Source organism: Selenomonas sp. ND2010 (assembly GCF_000702005.1).
Taxonomy (GTDB): domain Bacteria; phylum Bacillota; class Negativicutes; order Selenomonadales; family Selenomonadaceae; genus Selenomonas_A.
On sequence record NZ_JNKI01000003.1, the window covers coordinates 144508 to 166211 of the forward strand.

Here is a 21704-nt window from a genome sequence, read left to right on the forward strand (position 1 = left end):
ATAAATCCGTGATTATTTCTTATATTTTTCCGCTAACTGCTGCTTGACCGTCTCGTTGGAAAGATAATCATCATAAGTCGAGACACGATCAACAACGCCATCCGGCGTGATTTCGATAATGCGGTTGGCAATGGTTTGAACGAACTCATGGTCATGTGACGTGAAAAGTGCCGTGTGATTGAAAGCAATCATACCATTATTGAGCGCCGTAATCGACTCCAGGTCAAGATGGTTGGTCGGCTCGTCCAAGATCAAGACATTAGCCCCCGAAAGCATCATACGGGAGAGCATGCAACGTACGCGCTCACCACCGGAGAGAACTGACGCCTTCTTAAGGCTCTCCTCACCGGAGAACAGCATACGTCCCAGAAACCCGCGAACGAAAGTCTCATCCGGGTCCTTGGAATACTGGCGAAGCCAATCCACCAAGCTCAGATCAACACCATCAAAATACTTGCTGTTATCTGCCGGCAGATAAGCGCGCGTCGTGGTAACGCCCCATTTAAACGTACCAGCATCCGGTTCTTCCTCTCCCATGAGAATCTTGAACAGCATCGTCTTGCCAATGGTATTAGGGCCAACAAAGGCAACTTTATCTCCCTTTTTCAGCGTAAAGCTGACGTTCTTTAATACCTGCTCGCCATCTACAGTCTTACAAAGACCATCTACCTGCAGGAGCTGGTCACCTGCCTCACGGTCCGGGGAAAAGGCAATATACGGATAACGGCGCGAAGACGGCTTGATGTCCTCAACCTGAATCTTATCGAGCAGTTTCTTGCGGCTCGTTGCCTGTTTGGATTTAGCGGCATTAGCGGCAAACCGAGCAATGAATGCCTGCAATTCCTTAATTTTCTCCTCAGCCTTCTTGTTCTGCTCTTTCTGTAACTGCAGGGCCAACTGGCTGGACTGATACCAGAAATCGTAGTTACCGGTATAGAGTTTGATCTCACCAAAGTCGACATCGCAGATATGCGTGCAGACCTGATTGAGGAAATGACGGTCATGCGATACGACGATAACCGTATTTTCAAAGCCAGCCAGGAAGTTTTCCAGCCAGTTGATGGACTCGACGTCCAAATGGTTGGTCGGCTCGTCCAGCAAAAGGATGTCCGGATTGCCAAAAAGTGCCTGAGCCAAGAGTACACGGACTTTTTCCTTAGCCGTAAGCTCCGACATCATCATCTCATGCTCTGCATCTGGAATTCCCAGACCATTGAGCAGACGTGCCGCCTCAGATTCCGCATCCCAGCCGTTGAGTTCTGCAAATTCAGCTTCAAGCTCCGAAGCTTTCATACCATCTTCTTCACTGAAATCCGGTTTTGCATAAAGCGCATCCTTCTCGTCCATAATCTGAACGAGACGCTTATTGCCCATGATAACCGTGCGTAAGACCTGATATTCGTCAAACGCATAATGATCCTGCTGCAGAACCGAAAGGCGTTCCCCCGGCGTAATCTCAATATGACCGCCAGTCGGTTCAATTTCTCCAGACAGCAATTTCAAAAAAGTCGATTTGCCAGCACCATTTGCACCGATAATACCGTAGCAATTTCCCGGCGTAAACTTGAGATTGACATCCTTGTACAGGACGCGCTTACCGAACTGGAGGCTCACATTGTTGGTTGTAATCATTTCGTCTTTATTTCCCTTCTTGGATATATATGAATAATTGGTCGATTGCTATTTACTTCGTCAGCATAGCCCGGAACATGCTCATGATGCTCTGTCCATAGCTGTATCCCGGCACAGCCCAACGGCCATTGAGGTCTCCCCAATGCCCCAACGTAGTGGAGCCATACGAAGAACGAACCAGTGCATAACGAGGATCTACCACAGTCGCCGACGGCTGACGCGTTGATGCATAAGCCAATAAATGCTGAATTTGAGCACGCACTCCCATCCGAGCCGAATCAAAATAAGCACCCTTTACCTGGCTGCTGGTAGTGCCAAGCCCACAATAATTGTTCTGATCCGGTGTAACCGTACCACCATAACGGAAAAATCCCGTTTCCTTCAGAGCCTGTGCAAACGCCACATCTGGACGAATCCCCTCACGGGCTCCCTCTTCGTAATAATAGGATACCAATTCTTGCGGCGTTACCGAAATATTCGGAGTCGGATTGACGCTGAGCAGATAATCGACACACTGCTGCTGGCTAGCCATCGGCGTACCGATAATGGAATCATCGTATTCTGAAACGGTCGTCGGTACGCTGACAGAAGAATTGCTTACTTCCTCCGTACCGCTTTTATGCGCTTTCAAGATAGCATCAATGCGGTCCTGAAATATCTGTTGCTGCGCATTACGGGACACATTACGACTATTCCCCGCATTAACCGAACGCGTCGTCGTTACCATTGTCTGGTCCGTTCTGCTCGAATGACGCGCTTCACCAAACGATGACATAGATAGCATCAATGCCCCTGCCAACGTACCGGCAACTATCATTTTCGGATAACGATTAAAACTCACGAAATGTACACTCCTTAATCTTTTTTACTAACTTCTCTACAATATATGAAGCTCACAGAGCTGCATAAACAAAATACAGGACAAACATTGCCGCCAATAGCCATGACGCAACGGGAATCTGTTTCCCCTCGCCAGCAACTCCGTGCAACAGACAATAGCCAATCACAGCGGCTCCCAGACCTGCAGCCATACTGCCCGACAACGGCATAATCAGCAGCAGGCTGGCAGCCGCCGCCAATTCCGGCAGGTCCCATTTGACAGAATGATGTTGAAATTCACGTATCATCCGCTGAATCAGCATAAAGCCTGCTCCCACTAATACAGGAACAACCATTACCGGAAAATCCGCCAGCGAACGCAGCGCTGGTTCACAGAACAACGCTGCTGTCAATAGTATCGCTGCTCCCAAAGCAGTCATAAAGCCACGACCACCGCAACTCATTCCTACAGCCGATACCGGTGACAAAGATACCGGAAGGCTGCCCCCTAATGACGACACACAGCCCATCGCAAAAATTGCCGTCAATGACTTTGCCCTTTTCCGCGATTCACGCAATTCCTCAGGAAGCACCTGCAAGGCAGACCAATTCATACTTCCCCATATCACCAACAGGGTGAGAACGGCAGCTATTAAATGGACAGCTTCCCCATCATTTTCTGCCACCAAATTTAACTGCCCAGCGACTTTATCCAAGCCCTCTGGAAGCATAAACGGTGCATCAGGAACAGCCCAAAAGCCTTCCGCGAAGGAAACAACCGACATAAACGCGAAGCCCCAAAGCAAAGCGCCACGAAACTGCATCGCCATCATAATCAAGGTGAGCAAAATCCCCATAAGACCTAAGTATGCCATAGGATCCTGAAAATTACCTAACATCGAAACGGTCCATGGCGAGCGGACAAGGATTCGCGACTGTATCAATCCCGTGATAATCAGCATGACACCAATCCCACCGGGAATTAGTCGGCATATAACCGGCGGCACAGCCTCCCGCAACCACCTGCCAACAGAAAGGCAGGACAGAAAACTTCCCACGGCTGAAGCAGCAAAACCAGCCCCTAATAACTGTTGCCACGAAAGGCCTTGGGATATACCTACCAAATATACCAAATAACTACTCATCGCCACCGACGGCATAAGCGCCAGCGGCAAGCGCAACAGCCCCATAACCAGCGTCCCCAAAATAGCTGCCAGAACAGAAGCCGTATACGCCCCAGCAAAGTCCATCCCTACCTCGCGGAGCATGAGTGGTACCAAGACAAAAACTGGAACCATAGCAGTTCCCATGGTAATACCAGCAGCAAAATCCCGCCATTTCTCCTGTTGCTTTTCCCCATGAAGTGTCATGAACTTTCACCTTTCCCATTATATAACAATTTTATTCTATCACACCCAGCCTGAAAATAACAGTTTCCCTTGTTTATTTTCAACTCACACTCACGCTTTTAATGTTATAATAGAACTTAAACAAGCAACAGGAGGTATTTTTTTGAAAACCAGATTTTCGATGGGGATGGTAAAAGCGTGCGCCGCACTTGCTATCTTCCTGCTCTTTGCCATCATCCATCTTATCAACCCCACTTTTTTGCCACACATGGTTGGTCTTTTGGCACGCGGAGACATACAGGAGACTGCCAATTATATCGCCTCTTTCGGCTCCTGGGCGGTAATCTTCAGTTTCCTCTTGACGCTTTTCGTTAACGCTCTTGGTTTTCCGCCAGCCATCATCTTTTCCACCGCCAACACTTTGATTTTTGGCATTGTCTGGGGGATTGTTCTTTCGGTCATCGCCGAGACAGTAGGCGTCGCATTCAGCTTTGTCCTGATGCGCTTCTTCTTCCGTGATGCTGCCGAAAAAATCATCAGCAAAAACAAAACGCTGTCAAACATCGACAAATACAGTGGCAGCCGTGGCTTTGTAGTCATGCTGATTGCCCGCATGGTTCCCTATTTCCCATCAATCATGCTCAACGCACTTGGTGCACTTTCCGCTATGCGGTTCCGCGACTACGTCATCGCTTCTTTTGTTGGCAAATTCCCCTCCACAGGAATCGAAGCCATCATCGGGCACGATACCATCACACATCAAGAAGATCCCACGCGTCTCATCGTCGTCATCCTCTTGGCTATCCTGTTAATTGCAGGTGCCTGGTGGTATGAACGGAACGCCGCCAAAAAGGCAGCGAAAGGACTATAAGAAAGGAGGCCTTGCCTCATGGAACTTACCAGAAGAAAATTTTTAAAGCGTTGCGGACAACTGCTCTTTATCTTAGGGCTCGATAATTATCTCCCATCATTAGCCGCTGCAGCCGAGTCCACACTAACGGTCAAATATCTGCGGCAAATCATTACTACCGATCCAGCTAAAAGCCGCACCATCATGTGGCAGGCCAACGAAGAACTGTCTGAATGCCGACTGGAATACCGCAGCACCTATCTTCCCGTAAAATCGCATCCCGTCAGCTGTAAAAAACTCACAGAGGATAATACCACCAATTATTATTATACCGCAGAACTCACCGGACTCACTCCAGCAGCAGATTACGAATACCGCATCCTTTCCGGAAGCCGTGCTACAACCTGGCATCACTTCACGACCGCCCCTGCTACAATCACGGCCTTTTCCGCACTAATATTTTGCGATTCCCAGTGCGGTCAAGATTACTCCGTATGGACACGCACCCTTACCAACGCTTGGCAACGTCACCCCGATGCACAATTCTTCGTCGACATCGGGGATCTTACCGACAACGGCCAGTTAAACTGGCATTGGGAAAGTTTTTTTACTGCTATGGGAGATATTCCCACGAAACATCTATTTGTACCCGTAATGGGCAATCACGAATGCTACAGCCTTGATTGGAAATTCTGCCGCCCGCAACGCTATCTTGACTCATTTACACTTCCCAGGAACGGCAGCAGCCGCTATCAAGGTTACTACTATTCCTACGATTACGGCCCTGTCCACTTCATTGTATTGAATACCCAGATGTTGGAACTAAACGATTTCGCACCAGGTCTATTGCAAGAACAGCTGAATTGGCTCAAACAGGATGTGCACAATCATCCGAAACCATGGCAAGTCGTTCTTATGCACAAAGATATCCTTGCTTACGATGAATATCAACAGGGAACAAAACAGGCTGGTGGCATCAGCGATGTTGGTCATGCTTTCATGAAAACCTTCGATGAATTACCCATCGATCTCGTTCTGACCGGTCATATGCATACCTATCGCAACCGGGGCCACATCAAAAACTTAAAACCATCCGAACAAGGGCCGGTATATATCATGAGTGGTCCTTCCGGCAACGAACAATATCATGTCCCCGCGGATGAGACTTACGACCGCAGTGCGATCTATCAACCCACACCAGAGAATTATCTCGTACTCGACGCTAGCAACAATCAATTGACGATACGTGATTATACCGCCAGCGGCGAACACATCGATACGGTGACCCTAAAAAAATAACGACAACGAAAAAAACTTCCCGGCTGGGAAGTTTTTTTCATAATAAAATTCAGCAGGAACTCTCGCCAAGAATCGGATGTTTTATGGGGCGAAGGCTGCGAACCGTCACCAAACGCAATGCCTCTCGCATCGTCACATCCTCACGTCCTTTTTCTGATTCATAAACACAGATTGGCTGGGCCATCCCGACTTCACTGCCGGGCATATAAACATATTCCTGATTCACCGCGTCCCCAAAGATGACGCCGGCTTTCAGTTTCGACTCGACCATCATAAGAAGTTCCCTCTCAAAACATATCTTTTTTCCACAAAGCATACGCACCAGATACGCTGATGCCGAAGGCAATAACCATAACATAGAAAAAGCCATGACTACTCTCCGCAAACGGAACCGGTACATTCATACCGAAAAAACTAGACACAACCGTTGGAATAGCGATGATAATCGTCATGGCTGCCAGAAATTTCATGACCAAGTTCTGGTTATTCGCAATGATGGACGTAAAAGTATCGGCCATGCGGGCCAAAATCTTGCTATACATCTCCACCATTTCCTTGGCCTGCTTGTTCTCGATGATAACATCCTCCAGCAAGTCTTCATCCTCATCATAGGCCTTGAGAATGGGAGTAAGCTGGGGATTATTGCGCATGCGCATCAGTTTATCGAGCACCGCACCATTGGAACGGATAGCAGCATTAAAATAAGTCAAGCCCTTCTGCAGCTCCAACAAACGCAGAATCTCACTGTTCTTCATGTCATGGCGAAGCTGTTCCTCGATCTCATCCGAAAGTTTACTGATCTGGCGCAAATAACGCAGATAAAACGTCATGGACTTATAGAGAATCTGGAATAGGAATCTGGTCTTTTTATACGTGCGGAACAGCTTGGCAGTGCGCTCGTTGAATTCAGCCATAACTGGCGTTTCCTCGAGGCATACGGTAATAATATATTCCTCCGTGACAATGATAGCCAACGGCAAAACATCATAACTGTCCTGTCCGCGGCAAATTGCGACATTGGTCAAAACCATGACCGAATCGTCTTCGATGTCCGTATGAGAGCGCTCTTCATCATCCAGTGCGGAGCGCAAAAAATCCGAATCTACCTCGGTCAGATTGCTGACTACCTTCAGCTCATAGGGCGTCGGGTCAACAATATTGATCCAAGCACCTTTTTCCAGCGTCTTTAAGGTGAGCTCCTGCAAAGGACCACTCTCCATGGATTTATAAATCTGAAGCATGGCGGAATGTCTCCTTTCTTCATGAGGAAGGGAGCATTATCCTTCTGCCGGAATTATACAAACAGCCGGCAGGAAAATGGCACACGTTCCCCATCGGTATTTAACTTGCATCGTTTAGGGTCTGTCGTACCAGGGTGATCGTCCATTTTCCTCACCAGCCTTTCCTTTCATATTAAGAGAACTATAGCACCGCTATTTTTCCCGTTCTCCATTATATGCCTTTTCCCCGCATCTTGTCTAGCGAAACTTACCCTTTCCAACTCTTTTTTCTTGACATTATCACTTATTATTACTATAATATATGAACACAACCAAATACTGCTTGAATGGGCAGATTTCATCGTGGGGATGTAATGGTCTCGACGGGGATATATGCTCTGTGGATAGCGAGCCGGGGGGTCATCAACCCGTCAGTAAGGTGAAAACTTTTATTTAAATATAAAAGCTAACGAAGATTACGCTTTAGCCGCTTAAGGCTAACCCCTGTCCGTCCTTCTCCCGCGAGGATGGATAAGGGGCTAACAGCGGGATACCTCAGTGCCAATTCTCGGAGGCGCTGACGGGAACTCTTATCGAGATCGGAATGAAGCCGTTTGTTTGTGGATGGCCGATTTCTTAAATCTAACCACAAACTGCGCTCGGAGAGATCCATGGATCAGTATTTTCGGACAGGAGTTCGATTCTCCTCATCTCCACCAGTAATTATGGCGATTTCGCCTCGATATAAAATACCGCAACTGTTTTTACAGTTGCGGTATTTTTGTATGTATAAATCACTGCTCTACTTTGACTGCCCGCAACCGAATGCGGACATAATCAATAATCCAGGTTCCATCTTGACAAAGGTCAGACGCCAATTCCTCTTCTGTTTCCTGGATAATACGTTCCTTCATCTCCTCTGGCATCCCTTCAAAGGGCTGCTGAATGAACATGCGTATCCAATCAGCAACACTGTACCCCTTCGGTTGCGGCGTTGGGCGGTCAAACAGGATTGCGTAATCTACGCGCAGTCCCGCTTGATCGACCAACGGCGTATATTCCCCAATGCTAGGAAAAAATTGGATTGGCTGATAATCATATCCATATTCCGCAAATTTTTGCGCCAGCATCCCATGGACTTTTGCCCCACAGCCAATCCCGCCGAACTCAGTCACCAGCTGTCCTCCTAAGCGAAGATTAGCAGCAATATTACGAAGCAGCAAATACTGTTTATCTTCATCAATCCAGTGAAATACTGCATTGGAAAAGATTACATCGGCAGGCTCTTCCAACTGAAAGGATATTGCATCGGCTTCTTTAAAGGATAATTCCGGATGATTTTTTCTCGCTTCCGCCAGCATAGCCGCCGAAGCATCAATCCCCAATACATAAAAGCCTTTTTGCACCAATTTCGCAGTGAGCGCTCCATTGCCACAGCCCAAATCGACGACAAAACTCCCCTTGGGTGCAGTAATCAAGCTCATGACATCTTCCCCATATTCATGTACAAAGGAAAAGCCATTACTGTAATCTTTTGCATTCCAATCCAGATTCACAAAATCCCCTCCTATTCATTACTCTCCCCATTTATTCGCTTAAAATCATAAATGTCCTCCTAATGTCAGAATCTTTCTTTTTCGGTTACAGCTCTTATTGGCTGCCTCGCGATATTATCCCTCCATTTTGATAAAAAAACTCATTACCATGATTTCTCATAGTAATGAGTTTTTTCATTATCAGTTGATCGTTTCACTATCCAGCGTCGTAAATAAGTAAATTGCCCAAATCATATCTGGCATAACACCGAGATTCTGTACTGCCGACAATATACCGGTCGACAATACCGCTCTACCTGCATTTTTACTGCCATTTACAAGCATATCCCTTGATATTTCATCCTGTGGGAAAATAGCCACAATACCATTGCCATAGGAAACCTGATAGCTTCCTTCACGGCTCTGATACATAAAGCTATATTCTTTTGCCACCTCTTGACAAATCTCCGACGGATCCGGAATCGTGACCTTCTGCGATGACGGCATAATCGACAGAGCTTCACTGCTGTAGTTAATCGTATAAATGCCATCAAGCTTCCGTTTTTTTCCATCCGTGTAAAGTACAGGAATGCCGCCTTGATTTTCACTCTGGCCTTCTCCCTTAGTCACATAGCCGGCTACACGAACTCCATTAGCATCACTGCCGTTCTTGTTTTCACCCATTTTGATTTCAAACGAACCATCTGGATTGTTGTGGAAAGTCTGGGCTGACGATTCGCCATGCTCCGATGAAATAACAATCGAATCCGGCTGTGCCATTGTCCCCATCGTGTTGACTGGGCTTGTACTTGCTTCACTATGGCTGCCATCATCCGCCACCACAATCGTTGATGTTTTCTCGTTTGGAACGATTACTGATGCTGACAACGGTGATTTCTGCGAATCATGCAAACCATCCGTCGTTGCCATCGTATGCGCGCTACTAGACTGCGTACCAATATCCAAACCAATCTGTTCTGGACTTCCCGGAAGGAATCCTTTCAGTTCGACCTCAAGATTTCCCGGTGCATAACTAAATTTGTAGTTATCCAAGCTGGTCCCCGAAAAAGTCCAATCTTTATTGACATGGATAACACCTTTGTGTATTCCACTGCTGGTAGTAGCCGTGATGTCATCATCATAATACATCGTAACATTGTTTAGCTGGTCGCCAAACAGCAACGCCTCCCCAGCCTGACCGTCAGCCCGAGTCAACGTATACTCACTTACCATGGGGTTCTGCTTACCATAATTGCGTGAAGCCGAACCGGCTGTTATGAGCACCTCACGCGGTCTAATACTGAATTTACCGGCCACATAGTGGATGTCATAATTGGAGGCCTTTCCTCTTCTAAATACGGCATCACTGATATTCGTGGAAAGCCCAGCTGTTCCCGCATTGGTTTTCCTATCCGCACGGGCATCAATCGTTTCTCTTACATCAGTAATGGTATCGCCATTTGTTAGGCCCGATGCCTCAGTCGTCACTGCCCCCCGGAATTTCGTCGTGCCGTCAATATATTTTGACATGTCATTATCATCGCCAAAAGCACGCGATTTATCCCCTGCGTACAAAGTCAATGGACGCGGCTTAACCAACAACGTTCCATCCTCTGACGTAATCGCATAATCGGAACTCAAGCTCCTGCTATCCGCCGACAACGATACATTATTGGCATGCATCGCATAGGTTCCGACATCGGATTTTTCATCAGCCGCCGACGCAATCGTATAATTATTGAATTTATCACCATCCAGCAAAGTATCATAACCTTCACCGCTAACAACACTACCAGTCAGCGAAATAACATCATTCGATTGCCCATAAATCCGCTCTGCATCATTGACTTTAACTTTAACGATACGCGGAGTAATCGTTAAGCTTCCATCTTGATAAGCAAAATCATAGTTTGTCGATGCTAAATCACTTCCCTGAATACCGATTGCATAGGTTCCTGCATGGATAGCCCCCTCGGCATTTCTGGCCGTAGAATCTTTCAGTACCCCATAGTTGATTGAACCAGTACGCCCTTTAATCGTATCAATGGTATCACTGCCAACAAAACCATCATAGCGTACGCCATTCCCTTTTTGATAAGCCGTACCATCATATTTATGCGTATCATCTACTGCCGACACGGTCACCTTTTTCTTTTTGATGATTATGTCGCCATCTTGATAGGTAATCTTATAATTGGCCGTACTTGCCCCTACAATCTTACCTCCACTTACTTTTATTTTCCCTTGATAAGTACCAGCATCACTCAAAGCATCGATACCATCATCCGTTTGACTGACGACAAGCTCTGTTAGCGTTGCACCGTTTACCAATCCCGTATGGGTATTGCCACTATCTGCGGCAGCCTCGATGCAATAATCAGGATTGCCATTCGTATTGGCAAGTTTCGTATTTTCCTCACCATAGACCCGCTCACGGTCCGTAGCTTTTACCACTACTTCACGCGGAGTCACACTGAGACTGCCAGCTTCCGAAGTGATATTATAATTTTTCGTAACATCTTGGCCATCCGCATCCAGAATTATAACCTTCTTTACGGTTAGCTCTGTTTTCTCACCCACATTCTGATATTTATTGCCAGCACTTATCACCTCAATCGTTGACTTCTGTCCGTCAGCCAGACTGCCACTGGTGATTTTTCCGCTCACGGATGCCGGATCATCGGTACCATAGACTTTCTCCATATTACCAGCACTTACTGCTAACATACGCTTATCAATAGTAAGCGTACCATTCTGATACTCAAATACATAGTTACCATTAGATACCAGATTGCTATCCTGGATATCGATAGCATAGTTACCTGCATCTTTCGCTCCTTCGGCGGACTTACCAGCCGTTACCGTCGTGCCATAACGAATAGCACCACCAGTGATGATACCAGACTTCAAACTGCCATCGGCATTCTTATCTGCTGCAATAACATTTTCATACGTTACCTTCGTTTGCGGATTATTAAAGCTGGTATAAGACATGCCATCATAAGTTTTTTTGACATCAGCAGCCGTGACCTTTATCGTACGCGGAACAATCTTGAAATCAATATTGACCGTGGCGTTAAGGTTGTTGTCGCCTACGTATTCAATCTGGCGGTTCTGTCCGGCAATACCGCCTTCTTTGGCGTTACCGTAAATGGCGCCAGCAGCTGGGCCGCCTGCTGTATTGACAGCAGTTGTCGCGGTCAATTTCGTATCCCACTTATAGGATTTATCTGGATCATTACGCAGGGCTTCGAGCAGCTTGGCATACTTTGCCTGTTCCGTTGCCGTCCCCTGATGCTCCTTATTGGCATTTTCCGCCTTGAACGCATCGCCGGTGATGAAATTCGCATTGCCATCGCCGTAAACGCGTTCCGATATCACATTGACGACCAGCGGCTTCGTATAAGCAATGACATTCTTATCCCAGCCATAATCCTTGCCCGTCGGGTTCTTGACCTCTTTATCATCCTGCGTATTATAGCGGATGCCATCAGGCACAAGTGTCCCTGGATTATCGCCTTCCGGACTATCCGTATGGATAATCCAGCGCTGCGAGTCTGGTGTCTTTATCACTTGGCTGCCCGGATTGGTATTTTCGTTGCTGAAATGACCTTTGGCTGCGTCAATCGTCACACCACCGGTCGTAGACTCCAGGCTGCCGGACGATTCAATCTTGATGCTTCCATCCGTCTGGACCGTAATCGTCTCGCCCTGGATATGTCCCGTAATGGTTGTCGTTTCTGTGGTCTTGCTGCTTGTTGACGTGTTGTTCTTGATGTCAATCTTCTTACCTGTCACATCGCCGATTTCCTTGATGTGGTTTTCGGAATTCGTCAAGTCCACGTCGCCACCAGCGGCAATCGTCACTTTGTCTGCCACGAGGCCACCACCATTTTCCTGCTGAGCGACATCGCCCTGGGTCTTGATATTCACTACACTCGGCTTCGTGCCATCGGCTTTTGGCGCTTCAAATCCATTGATTGTAATATTGCCCGTGTGATCTTCGCCACCAAAGTTGATTTCATTGAAGCCATGGAAAATCGAAGTTTCCGTAGTCGTCTCCGTATCGAACCATTCCTTGTCGATATCCAGGCCAGGCGTCCCCGTCTTGCCGATATGGATTTCTCTTTCCTTATCAAACGTATCGAGTGTCAGCTTACCGCCCTGGGTGGTCTTGATGCTGTTGCGTCCCTGGCTCGTATCGTTAGTCAGACTGTTCGTCGTGATGTTGACATTCCCCGTAGTCGTTTCGATATCGGCCCCGGAAAGGACGACATTCTGGCTGCGGATATTGTAATCCTTTTCGCCAAAGGACATCTTGCCGCTGATTTTCACCGCCGCATTGGAATTCTTATACCCTTGGATGACATTGACCGTATCTTCGAAGGTGATGCTGCCAGACTGCTCATAGCTGCCCTTACCGGCACCGCGGCCGATATTGATGGCATCAAAGCCCTTGGCGAAAATACGCGTTGTCGAGGACGCGTCAAAATATGACGAGTCAAGATACAGCGCATCGGTTGCAATTTGGCCCGCAAACGTACCGACTTTGATGCTGCGGTTTTCATCGAGGGTCTTGAGGTTCAGCTGGCCGCCCTTGGCTGCCCCCTGCGCCCCCGTCATGATAGTTCCCGTTTGGGAGTTGCTGGACAGCTCGACTTCGTCGGCCGTGATGCTGATATCCCCGCTTTCGGTCTCGATGGTACTCGTGCCGTTCATCTTGAACTTTTGCGCCATGAACTCGATGCCATCGGTGCCGGCCAAATGGATATGCGTCTTGCCGCTGATGGTCGTCGTCTTGGATTTCGTTACCGCTTCTTCAAAACCAGAGCGCACTGTCGTGGGATCGAGGAAATGCAGGTCCGTCGAAGAGTCGATATTGGCATCGCCATAGCCGCCGCCCAGATAGATATGACTGAACCCATCCGCTATGGCCGGATTCTTATCGTGGCCGGCAAACCATTCCGACTTGATATTGAGGGCACCGGCGCCATGATCCTTGATGGCATTATCGCCGATATTCAAGGCGACGCCTTCCGTCTTCTGCGCAATCGTCAGCTTGCCCTTGCCCGACAGCTTGGCATCGCCAGCGATATCGAACTGGTCTGTTGTGAGCTCGATGTCGCCACTAGTTGCCGCGATTCCCTTGACGTCATTTACTTCGCCGGCCGTCAGCTGCTTGCCTGCGGTTTCTTCCAGCGACAGGCTCCTTACATTGGCCGCGACCGTACCGATGGTATTGTCGCCCGTAAGCTTCACGTCACCGCCCACAAAGGCAACATGCGCCGCCTGCAGACCACTGCCGGTAATCGTGCCCTCCGCGCTGGTAGTCAGCGTAGTCGGCTTCGCCAGTGTACCACCGCTGACCGTGATGCTTTGCTGTGCTTCGTTGCCGATGGCAAACGCACTGAACGTGTCTGCAAAGGCACCCGTGCCATTGAGCAGCGCATCATAGAGATTCAAGCCACCAGCCTGAGCGTCTTTGGTAATATGGATAGCCGTCGTGCCATCATAAGTCGACAGTCCGAGCGTTCCCGTTCCGAGGATAGTCTTGCCACCTGTGCCGGTAAGCTGGCTCAAATCATTCGTATAGATGTTGAGCTGGCTGGCTCCGGCCTGACCGCTTTCGGCCGCAAAGCTGCCGCCGTCCGCATTGCGGATGCTGCCAGCCTTGAGCGTCACCGCCTGGCCAGCCGCCACGCTGTTTTTGCCTTGGAAGACGATGGCCCCGCTGCTGCCATTCTGCAGCGTCAAGCTATTTTTTAAAGCAACGCTATCAATCGTCAGTGTACCAGTTCCCTTTTCATTGCCCAGCGAAAGCTCCGTAAAGCCAGCCCCAAAGACACCGCCATTGATATCTGCAGCCGTGACATGCAAGCCATTTTCCGCCGTAGTCAGTTCGTTTTCCACAAACATCTTCGCCGCAGCGCTTTTCGTAGCCAGCGTCAATTTACCTTTGCCCTCGATATTGGTCACGCTGTCAGCGCGATCCACCGTCAGCTTGTCCGTTTGCAAGGTAAAGCTGCCAGCACCGCCATCGATCTTGGCGTTGGTGCCCAATTCGAGCGCATCAGCCGTCAGCGTAACGCCGCCCTTGCCCGCAGCTGCGCCTGCCATCTCAGCCTTGGCTTCGATTTTGGCACCAGCAGCCAGCTTGATTTCCTTTGCCGCAGCATTGACAACCGTATTGGCGCCATTGATGGTAAGCGTCTTGCCCGCTGCCACGTCAATCGTACCAGCAGCACTATTCAGCGTAAGCTCCGTCGCCGCCGCAGGATCTGCGCTTCCCAGCGTAACATCCTCGACAACATGGATGCCCTTGGCTCCAGCAATCTTAACCGATTTATCGATACCGCCTGCATAAAGATAGACATTCTCCTTCGTCGTGATGCCAAAATCGCTGAAACCTGTCAGGTTGGAATTGACCGTACCATAGCCGATTTTATACCCATTGTCTTCAGCTGCTGGCATGGCAAAATCCGTACCGCCCAGATAGATATTCTTTCCTTCCGGCGTCGTGATATTGAGCTTGCCCGAACCATTGATGACACCTTCGCCCAAATCCAGGCTGTCCGTCAGATTGAGATTGAGGTTGTGATTCTTGATATCGGTCGTGCTTTCCTTATCCAGCTGCAAGCCCGTCGCATGGACCGTCAAATCGCCGCCCACGATATTGCTGTCGGCAAATTCGACTTGATTCTCCGTGCGCACCGTCGTCTTCGAGCTGAAATTCGTATGCTTGATGATGACCTTGCCCTGCTGCGAACTGCCATCCTGCTCATCGGTCCGGCGGCCAATGATAAGCTCGCCATAGGAATTGCTGAATGCGCCCTTGGCAAACGAGTCGCTGGTGATATTCATAGCACCCGCATGCTCCTCGGTATCAATGGCAATCGTCTTCTCCGCCGTAGTCGTATAGAGCTGCACCTTGCCGCTCGTCGTCACCTTGCCTGTGCTCGTCCCTTTGGCAATCGAATCCGCGGAAATCGTGATATTGGCACTGCCGGCATCGATCGTCCCCATGGTCAGCTTTTTATCGGCATCCATGGTAATCTTGACACTGCCGCCTTTGGTGGTGATTCCTTCTTTCTTCACTACCTTCTCAGCATTGCGGTCTTCCACCTGGCCAATGGTCATATCTGCGCTGCTGTTTACCGCCAGCGCACCGGAAACGTCAGCAGCCAGGTTCTGGATTTCATTGCCCACTCCCGTAAGGTCGGCCTTGCCGCCCTGCAGCAGCAGGGATTCGGCCTTGATGCTGCCGCCATTTTCCTGAATGCCTTCTTTTGCCGCCAGCACCAGCGAGTTTGCTTTGACCGTTCCGGTAACCGTCGCCGTGCTGCCGGATTTTACCGTCAGATAAGCCGGTGGCTTAGTAATATCCGCCAGCGTTACAGCACCGCCGCTTTCCGTGCCAATAATGACATTTTTAAACGTATCGTTTATCTTTTGGAGGCTCTCATCGGTTATGTAACTCGAGGCATCATTGCCGCCGATCGTATAGGCATCGGTACTTTTGCGCGAAAAAGACAACGTGCCCGTATTCTGCGTCGAAAAGGCACCCGACAGTGTCAGCTTATCGGCCTGGATTGCGATATCTGCCGCACCGGCTTCAAGCACACTGCCAGTTTCCAGCTGAAAGCCATCGGCACCGCCAGCCGTAAAGGTCATATCCTTGCCATTTGATGTCACCTGGCCCTCGACCGTTATGGAGCTGCCGGACGTAAACGATACCGCATCGTTTACGTTAAGCGTGCCAATGCGGATAGCACCGGTATCCTGGCTGCCAAACTGGATAGCCGAAAAACCGGCAGCAGCAAACCCAACACCTGCTAATTCCACATCGCCAGCAGCACCACCCACACCGAAACTCTTGCCGGCCGTCAGGGTGTCAATCGTAAGTTTCCCCTTGCCCTGGATGGAATCGTCCGTCAAGGCAAAGGAATCCGCTTGCAGTGCAATATCGCCCGCAGCTGAGCTTATAGCCCCCGCCACAGAAGTCAAAATCCCGCTGGATTTGATTGAAATATCCTTCGCCGCCGTCAACTTCATATCCTCAGCGCCCAGCGTCATCGGCTTCATCGAACTCGTGCTGGTATTGGTGATGTCAAAGCTATTGGCCTTACCCTTGAGGATGGCGACATCCGTACTTAACTGGACATCGCCTTTCGTTTCCACATCAAGGACCTCTGCGGTGACCTTGCCAGCCGCTGTGCCTGTGATTTTGTCAATTGCCTTCAGCGAAATGTTCTTATCCGACGTAAGCGCTGCCCCGACGGCAATCGAACCGCCATACAACGTCAAATCCCCCGTTGTGCTGACCGCACTGCCGACCTGAATCGTACCAGCATTATCTGCCGCACCGATCTGCGTCGTTGCAAAGCCGCCACCTAACAGGGCATTCGTTATGTTGAGCCCCACGCCGCTACCCAGTGATATCGCAGCATTCTTGGTTTCGGTCTGAATGCTAAGGGTGCCTTTATTGCCATCGGCATCCGCTGTACTTGTTATCGTGCCCGAGCCTTTTGCCGTGTCCATCGTAAGCTGCATATCCTTGGCGGACATCGTGCCATCATACGCAAGCCCGTTGCCGCCGGCTTCATTATGGGCCAAGATGGCGAACTTGCCGGCGCCAGCATCTACTTTACCGGTAATCTGAACACCATCGGCATTTTTCTCATTGGTCGCACCATGCAGGGTGATATTGCCGCCAGCCGTCGTTATCGTGCCAGCCAGCTGAATGCCGCTTTCGCCAGCTACCGTTGCCCGCGCCATATCATCCTTATTGCCGCCATGGAAATAGACGCTGCCGCCACCTGTCGCAATCGTCGAGGAGGCTGCCTGCGTAATCTTGCCGCCCATAAATTTGCCGCCATTGCCGCTGTTGGACTTAAAGTCAAGGCTCAGCTTATCGCCCGTGATATCCTTATTGATGATAATGTCGCGGGCCGCTTCCAATGACAGTGTCGCATTCTTGCCGCTGCTCGTGATGGCTCCATCGATTACGATATCGCCGTCGTCACCGCCGGCAGCTGTACCAGTCGAAATCTTTACATTCGTGCCAGTCTGCAACGCCTGATTGACGACCGTATTGGCAATTTTTGACTCAGATTTTACCGCTGTATACGTATGGCCGCTAATTTCATCCTGCGCGCCACCATCAGTGATTTCCACATTGTATGGGTCCAGCAGCCATTGTCCATTCCTGCCCTGTTCGCTGGCTGCCGATACACGTCCTGTCACACAAAGTTCATGACCGGAAGTCTCAACTTTACCGCCATCGCCATCGCCTTTTCCCTTCGCAGAAATATTACCATGGACGCTGGTCTTGCCATCTGACCATACGACGACTTCACCACCGTTGCCATTATCAGCCCTCGCATCCGCTTTAATGCTAGCACCATCCTCGACGTTAACATTCTTTGCATGCGTAAGGCTGCCACTGCCCTGCCAACCACCGCCGATTTCGACTTTACCGCCATTATCACCGCTGACATCAATGGTACTGCCATCTTTTACACGCACGGAATCGGCCGTCAACTGCACTTTACCAGTATCGCCATCGAGGCTCTGTGCCCGTATGATACCTTCCTGGTTTACCACCGAATTGGTAAGTTCCGTGCCAGCAGCAGCGGATAAAAATACCAATCCGCCATCGGCTTCCACTAAACCTTTGTTCGTAATCACTCGTTTGACAGTATCTTTGTCAGGAACAACAGCGACCTTTCCATCGCCATTAAAATCCAACGTGATTTGGTCACCAGACGCTAAGGCGACGGTACCTTTCTTGGCAACAATCACACCGTCATTTTCGACATCTTTGCCTAAAAGCGCCACCAAACCTTTATTCTTAGCGATGAGTTCGCCTTTATTTATCACTTTGCCACTGTCTTTCTGGCTGACAAAGGCATACCGTCCAGCCATAAAATCAGCATTACTGATGTCAAGTGTCGATGCTATCAATGAGCCCACATTTACCTGTGCCCCCCGCGCGAATAAAATTCCCGCAGGATTGACCACAAACACACGACCATTGGCCTGCAACGCTCCCATAATTTTCGTAGCATTGCCATCCATAACGCGATTCAACAGTGCCGCCTGACTATTCGGCTGGAAAATATTTACTCGCTCACCAGCACCGATATTAAAGGACTGCCAATTTATTACCGCATTCTGACTGTGCTGATTAATCGCCATCTCAGCGTTCCGCCGCGCAATTTCTGCCGCCCCGGCTGCTACCTGTCCATTCTGCGGCATTGCCATAGCTTGATTTACACCACCAAGCATCATTGCTCCTGCTGCCATAAAGCCAGCACTCTTATGAATGCGACGTGCAAGCAAATCTTTTCGTTGTTGCCGCTTTGCTGCTGCACGGCGACGCTTTCTCGTAATACGCATGAAAAAACTATAACTCCTTTTATTTTCATTCGACATCATGCCGAACCCATTATTAAATACTTCAAGATGCCCCGCATCTCAGGAATCAAAAGAATTTATATAGTTGGAACCATAATCTGCCATTACTATCGGTATCCGATTCTGCTTTTTCCGAACCAATTTTCCAAGCATAGTGAACACGAGCAGCCCAATTGTCTTCATGACTCCAGTTAACACCAACACCAGCGCCATAAAGACTTCGCTCATTCCTACGATTTATTATGCGACTATTCCCATCATGATAAGTAGACACGTGTCCGCCATCCACAAAGGAAATCAACTGCCAGCTGTTGGGATTCCCCTCTTTGCTGGGCAGATTCCAACGGATTTCTGACGTCCATAACCAGCCATCATCCCCGGATGCTTCACCAATCGGATACGCTCTTACTCCATAGGGACCACCCAACGACAATTTTTCGGAACTGTCAAGATTACGTTCTGCCCACTGCCGCCCATAGCTAAGCCAGAGAGCCACTCGGTCATTGATGTGCTGCAACCGCGTAAATTCTGCGTTAAATTTACCATAATGTCCAGCCGTATGGGCACCATCGGCTGCACCAGCCGCCGAAATCGCATCCAACTGACGCTGTATATCTTTCTCGATGGTAAGATTTCCATGCGTATATTTCAACGACCAGGTATTCTTGCCACCAGTCCAAAATTTATCCAGATTATCCCCATTTGCCTGCAGCGACCAATCCTGCGATTTTTTCGGATTATTCAAATCCGGAAAGGCTCCCGATTTCGATTCCAATTCTTTCCAATTATAGCGCACGGTTGCATACCAATTACTGACACGGCTCCGCTTGAAATTATGCTGCCACCATACACTTGTAGTATCAGCCCTGCCAGTCATTTGCAGTTTTGTCATATCCTCTCCGGACAGTGCATAATGCGAGCGCCCATAACTAAATCCCAGTTTATTGCCCCGATGAAGGACTGGCGTCACATACGAAACAGAACCACTCCAGGTTTCCGTACCATGATTCGAAATAACACCACCCAAAGAAAGCAAATCGCCATTGCCAAAGAGACTGCCATAATTCACAAATGTGCTGTACTGATACCGCCCGGTATAACGATAACCACCATTGTCAAAGCCTGTGTATCCCCACATACGAGATCCCTTGTTCTTGACTTTTACGATGAGATCTGTGGTCCCCGGCTTCCTTCCCGCTTTCAGCTGCGTCTTCGCTTCGATGCGCTGCATATCTCCCGTGAGCCATACACCACGCTCCAAGTTTCGGCGATTCACAAGATCACCAGATTGGATTCCCATTTCACGCCGGACAGCTTCATCGGACACATAGGATTCATTTTTCACGAGGATTTTGTCGTACTCGCCCGGTACAATCCGCATCTCTACTACACCACGTTCAAATCCCTGCGGGGGGAGATATACCATAGCAACAAAATGCCCCTTGTTACGCAGGAATTTCTGTACTTCCTGTGCCTGCGCCTCCAATTGCTTTATGGTCGCTGGTTTCTTCCGGTATTTTGCCAATACCTGCTGCAATTCTTCCTCTGTTACCGGATTTTCCCCGGAAAAAAAATAGCGCATAACCTCTATCGAAGGTTCTGCCGCCTTTTCCTTTATCGATGCCGCAGCCGCTGGCACCGCATCAGCCGCCATCCCCAGCGTCATGATCCCTGCCATTGCTCCAGCTGCCATCCTCTGCAAAAGCTTTCCATCCTGCTTTCTTCTTGTTCTCCGAATATGTTTAGCCTGGCCACGTACATGCCTGCCCATTTCTTTAATCCCCCTATAGATATATTCCAGATAGAATTCGATTCTAAATCCTTCTAATTATCGCTTTTAATCGAAAAAAAAATAAGCCCCTGTGTCTCTTTTACGAAAGAATTTTATTTTATTTCATAAATTTCCCCTCCTGCACAAAAAAAGGTTACAGTGCGTATCGAAACGCTCCCATAACCTTTTTGCTTCTACACAGTCCCCTGCTTAGTCCGTATTTACCAAAGTTCTGTTGTTGAATACGTCACCGTAATCGAATCTGCACGACTTTGGAGGAAACGCATATGAACATTATCCTGCACAGCCTTGCACCAAACATTCCCCTTTGCATAATTATTTTTCCCATAGCTTTTTGCATTTCCCCACAATGCATCCTTTTCCGTCGCTGTGATGCCAATCGCCATTTCTGTTAAAGCAATCGCATCCCGGGAATATCTGTCCGCATGACTATTAAGCGGATTCCACATGACTTTCGCCCGCATCACCGCCCCAGAATTTCTGTCGCAGAACATAGCAATGATTGCATAATCCCGCGTTGTACCAAAACTTACCAAATACGTTTGATACTGAACACCGGGATTATCACTATCGCTGTTCAATCCCAACGATTGAAAATTGCGCAGGCAGATATTGGGGTCATAGTTATTGTATATATCATACATCCTATTGGCCATTTTTTCTGCTCCACCAGCATACAACGGCGCAGCCGCCATTGCTATTTGACAAGTCAAAAGCATGGCCGACATAAAAACAAAAGCAACAATTTTTTTCACACGATTCCCTCACATATCTTATAAAGTTTCTGTTATC

General features: G+C 48.8%; 11 protein-coding genes and 1 other RNA gene. 3 read left to right on the plus strand and 9 right to left on the minus strand.

Annotated elements, in window-relative coordinates; genetic code table 11:
* Positions 1-12 precede the first annotated feature (12 nt).
* From T504_RS0103535 to T504_RS0103545, 3 genes are all read right to left on the minus strand, one after another.
* Positions 13-1632, minus strand: coding sequence for an ABC-F family ATP-binding cassette domain-containing protein (locus T504_RS0103535; RefSeq protein WP_033169674.1), 1620 nt, complete (start codon positions 1630-1632; stop codon positions 13-15).
* A 52-nt stretch (positions 1633-1684) separates the two neighbouring features.
* Positions 1685-2449, minus strand: coding sequence for a glucosaminidase domain-containing protein (locus tag T504_RS0103540; protein WP_033169727.1), 765 nt, complete (start codon positions 2447-2449; stop codon positions 1685-1687).
* 76 nt (positions 2450-2525) lie between these two features.
* Positions 2526-3821, minus strand: a complete 1296-nt coding sequence (locus T504_RS0103545) for an NCS2 family permease (protein WP_033169675.1) — start codon at positions 3819-3821, stop codon at positions 2526-2528.
* 166 nt (positions 3822-3987) lie between these two features.
* Here T504_RS0103545 and T504_RS0103550 point away from each other — a divergent pair, with 166 nt between their 5' ends.
* Together T504_RS0103550 and T504_RS0103555 are read left to right on the plus strand one after the other, a co-directional pair.
* On the plus strand, positions 3988-4671 hold the full coding sequence (locus tag T504_RS0103550) for a TVP38/TMEM64 family protein (RefSeq protein ID WP_081823366.1): 684 nt from the start codon (positions 3988-3990) through the stop codon (positions 4669-4671).
* An 18-nt stretch (positions 4672-4689) separates the two neighbouring features.
* Positions 4690-5949 (plus strand): purple acid phosphatase family protein, encoded by a 1260-nt coding sequence (locus T504_RS0103555; protein WP_033169676.1) that lies wholly within the window; start codon positions 4690-4692, stop codon positions 5947-5949.
* A 49-nt stretch (positions 5950-5998) separates the two neighbouring features.
* Here the strand turns inward: T504_RS0103555 and T504_RS0103560 are convergent, their stop codons facing one another.
* Both T504_RS0103560 and T504_RS0103565 read right to left on the minus strand, forming a co-directional pair.
* Positions 5999-6223 carry a hypothetical protein gene (locus T504_RS0103560; protein WP_033169677.1) on the minus strand — a complete coding sequence of 75 codons (225 nt, stop codon included), beginning with the start codon at positions 6221-6223 and terminating at the stop codon, positions 5999-6001.
* A 13-nt stretch (positions 6224-6236) separates the two neighbouring features.
* Complete coding sequence (locus tag T504_RS0103565) at positions 6237-7190, minus strand: magnesium transporter CorA family protein (RefSeq protein ID WP_033169678.1); 954 nt, start codon at positions 7188-7190, stop codon at positions 6237-6239.
* A 344-nt stretch (positions 7191-7534) separates the two neighbouring features.
* Between T504_RS0103565 and ssrA the strand changes: the two genes are divergently transcribed.
* Positions 7535-7888: a transfer-messenger RNA gene (gene ssrA, locus T504_RS14160) on the plus strand.
* Positions 7889-7963: 75 nt separating this feature from the next.
* On the opposite strand, the gene T504_RS0103570 is transcribed toward ssrA, so the two are convergent.
* From T504_RS0103570 to T504_RS0103585, 4 genes are all read right to left on the minus strand, one after another.
* Entirely contained in the window at positions 7964-8725 is a 762-nt protein-coding gene (locus T504_RS0103570; protein ID WP_033169679.1) for a class I SAM-dependent methyltransferase, read from the minus strand.
* Between the two features lie 180 nt (positions 8726-8905).
* Complete coding sequence (locus T504_RS0103575; RefSeq protein ID WP_033169680.1) at positions 8906-19102, minus strand: MBG domain-containing protein; 10197 nt, start codon at positions 19100-19102, stop codon at positions 8906-8908.
* Between the two features lie 85 nt (positions 19103-19187).
* Positions 19188-20813 (minus strand): ShlB/FhaC/HecB family hemolysin secretion/activation protein, encoded by a 1626-nt coding sequence (locus T504_RS0103580; RefSeq protein ID WP_081823367.1) that lies wholly within the window; start codon positions 20811-20813, stop codon positions 19188-19190.
* Between the two features lie 299 nt (positions 20814-21112).
* Complete coding sequence (locus T504_RS0103585; protein WP_033169681.1) at positions 21113-21667, minus strand: hypothetical protein; 555 nt, start codon at positions 21665-21667, stop codon at positions 21113-21115.
* Positions 21668-21704 lie beyond the last annotated feature (37 nt).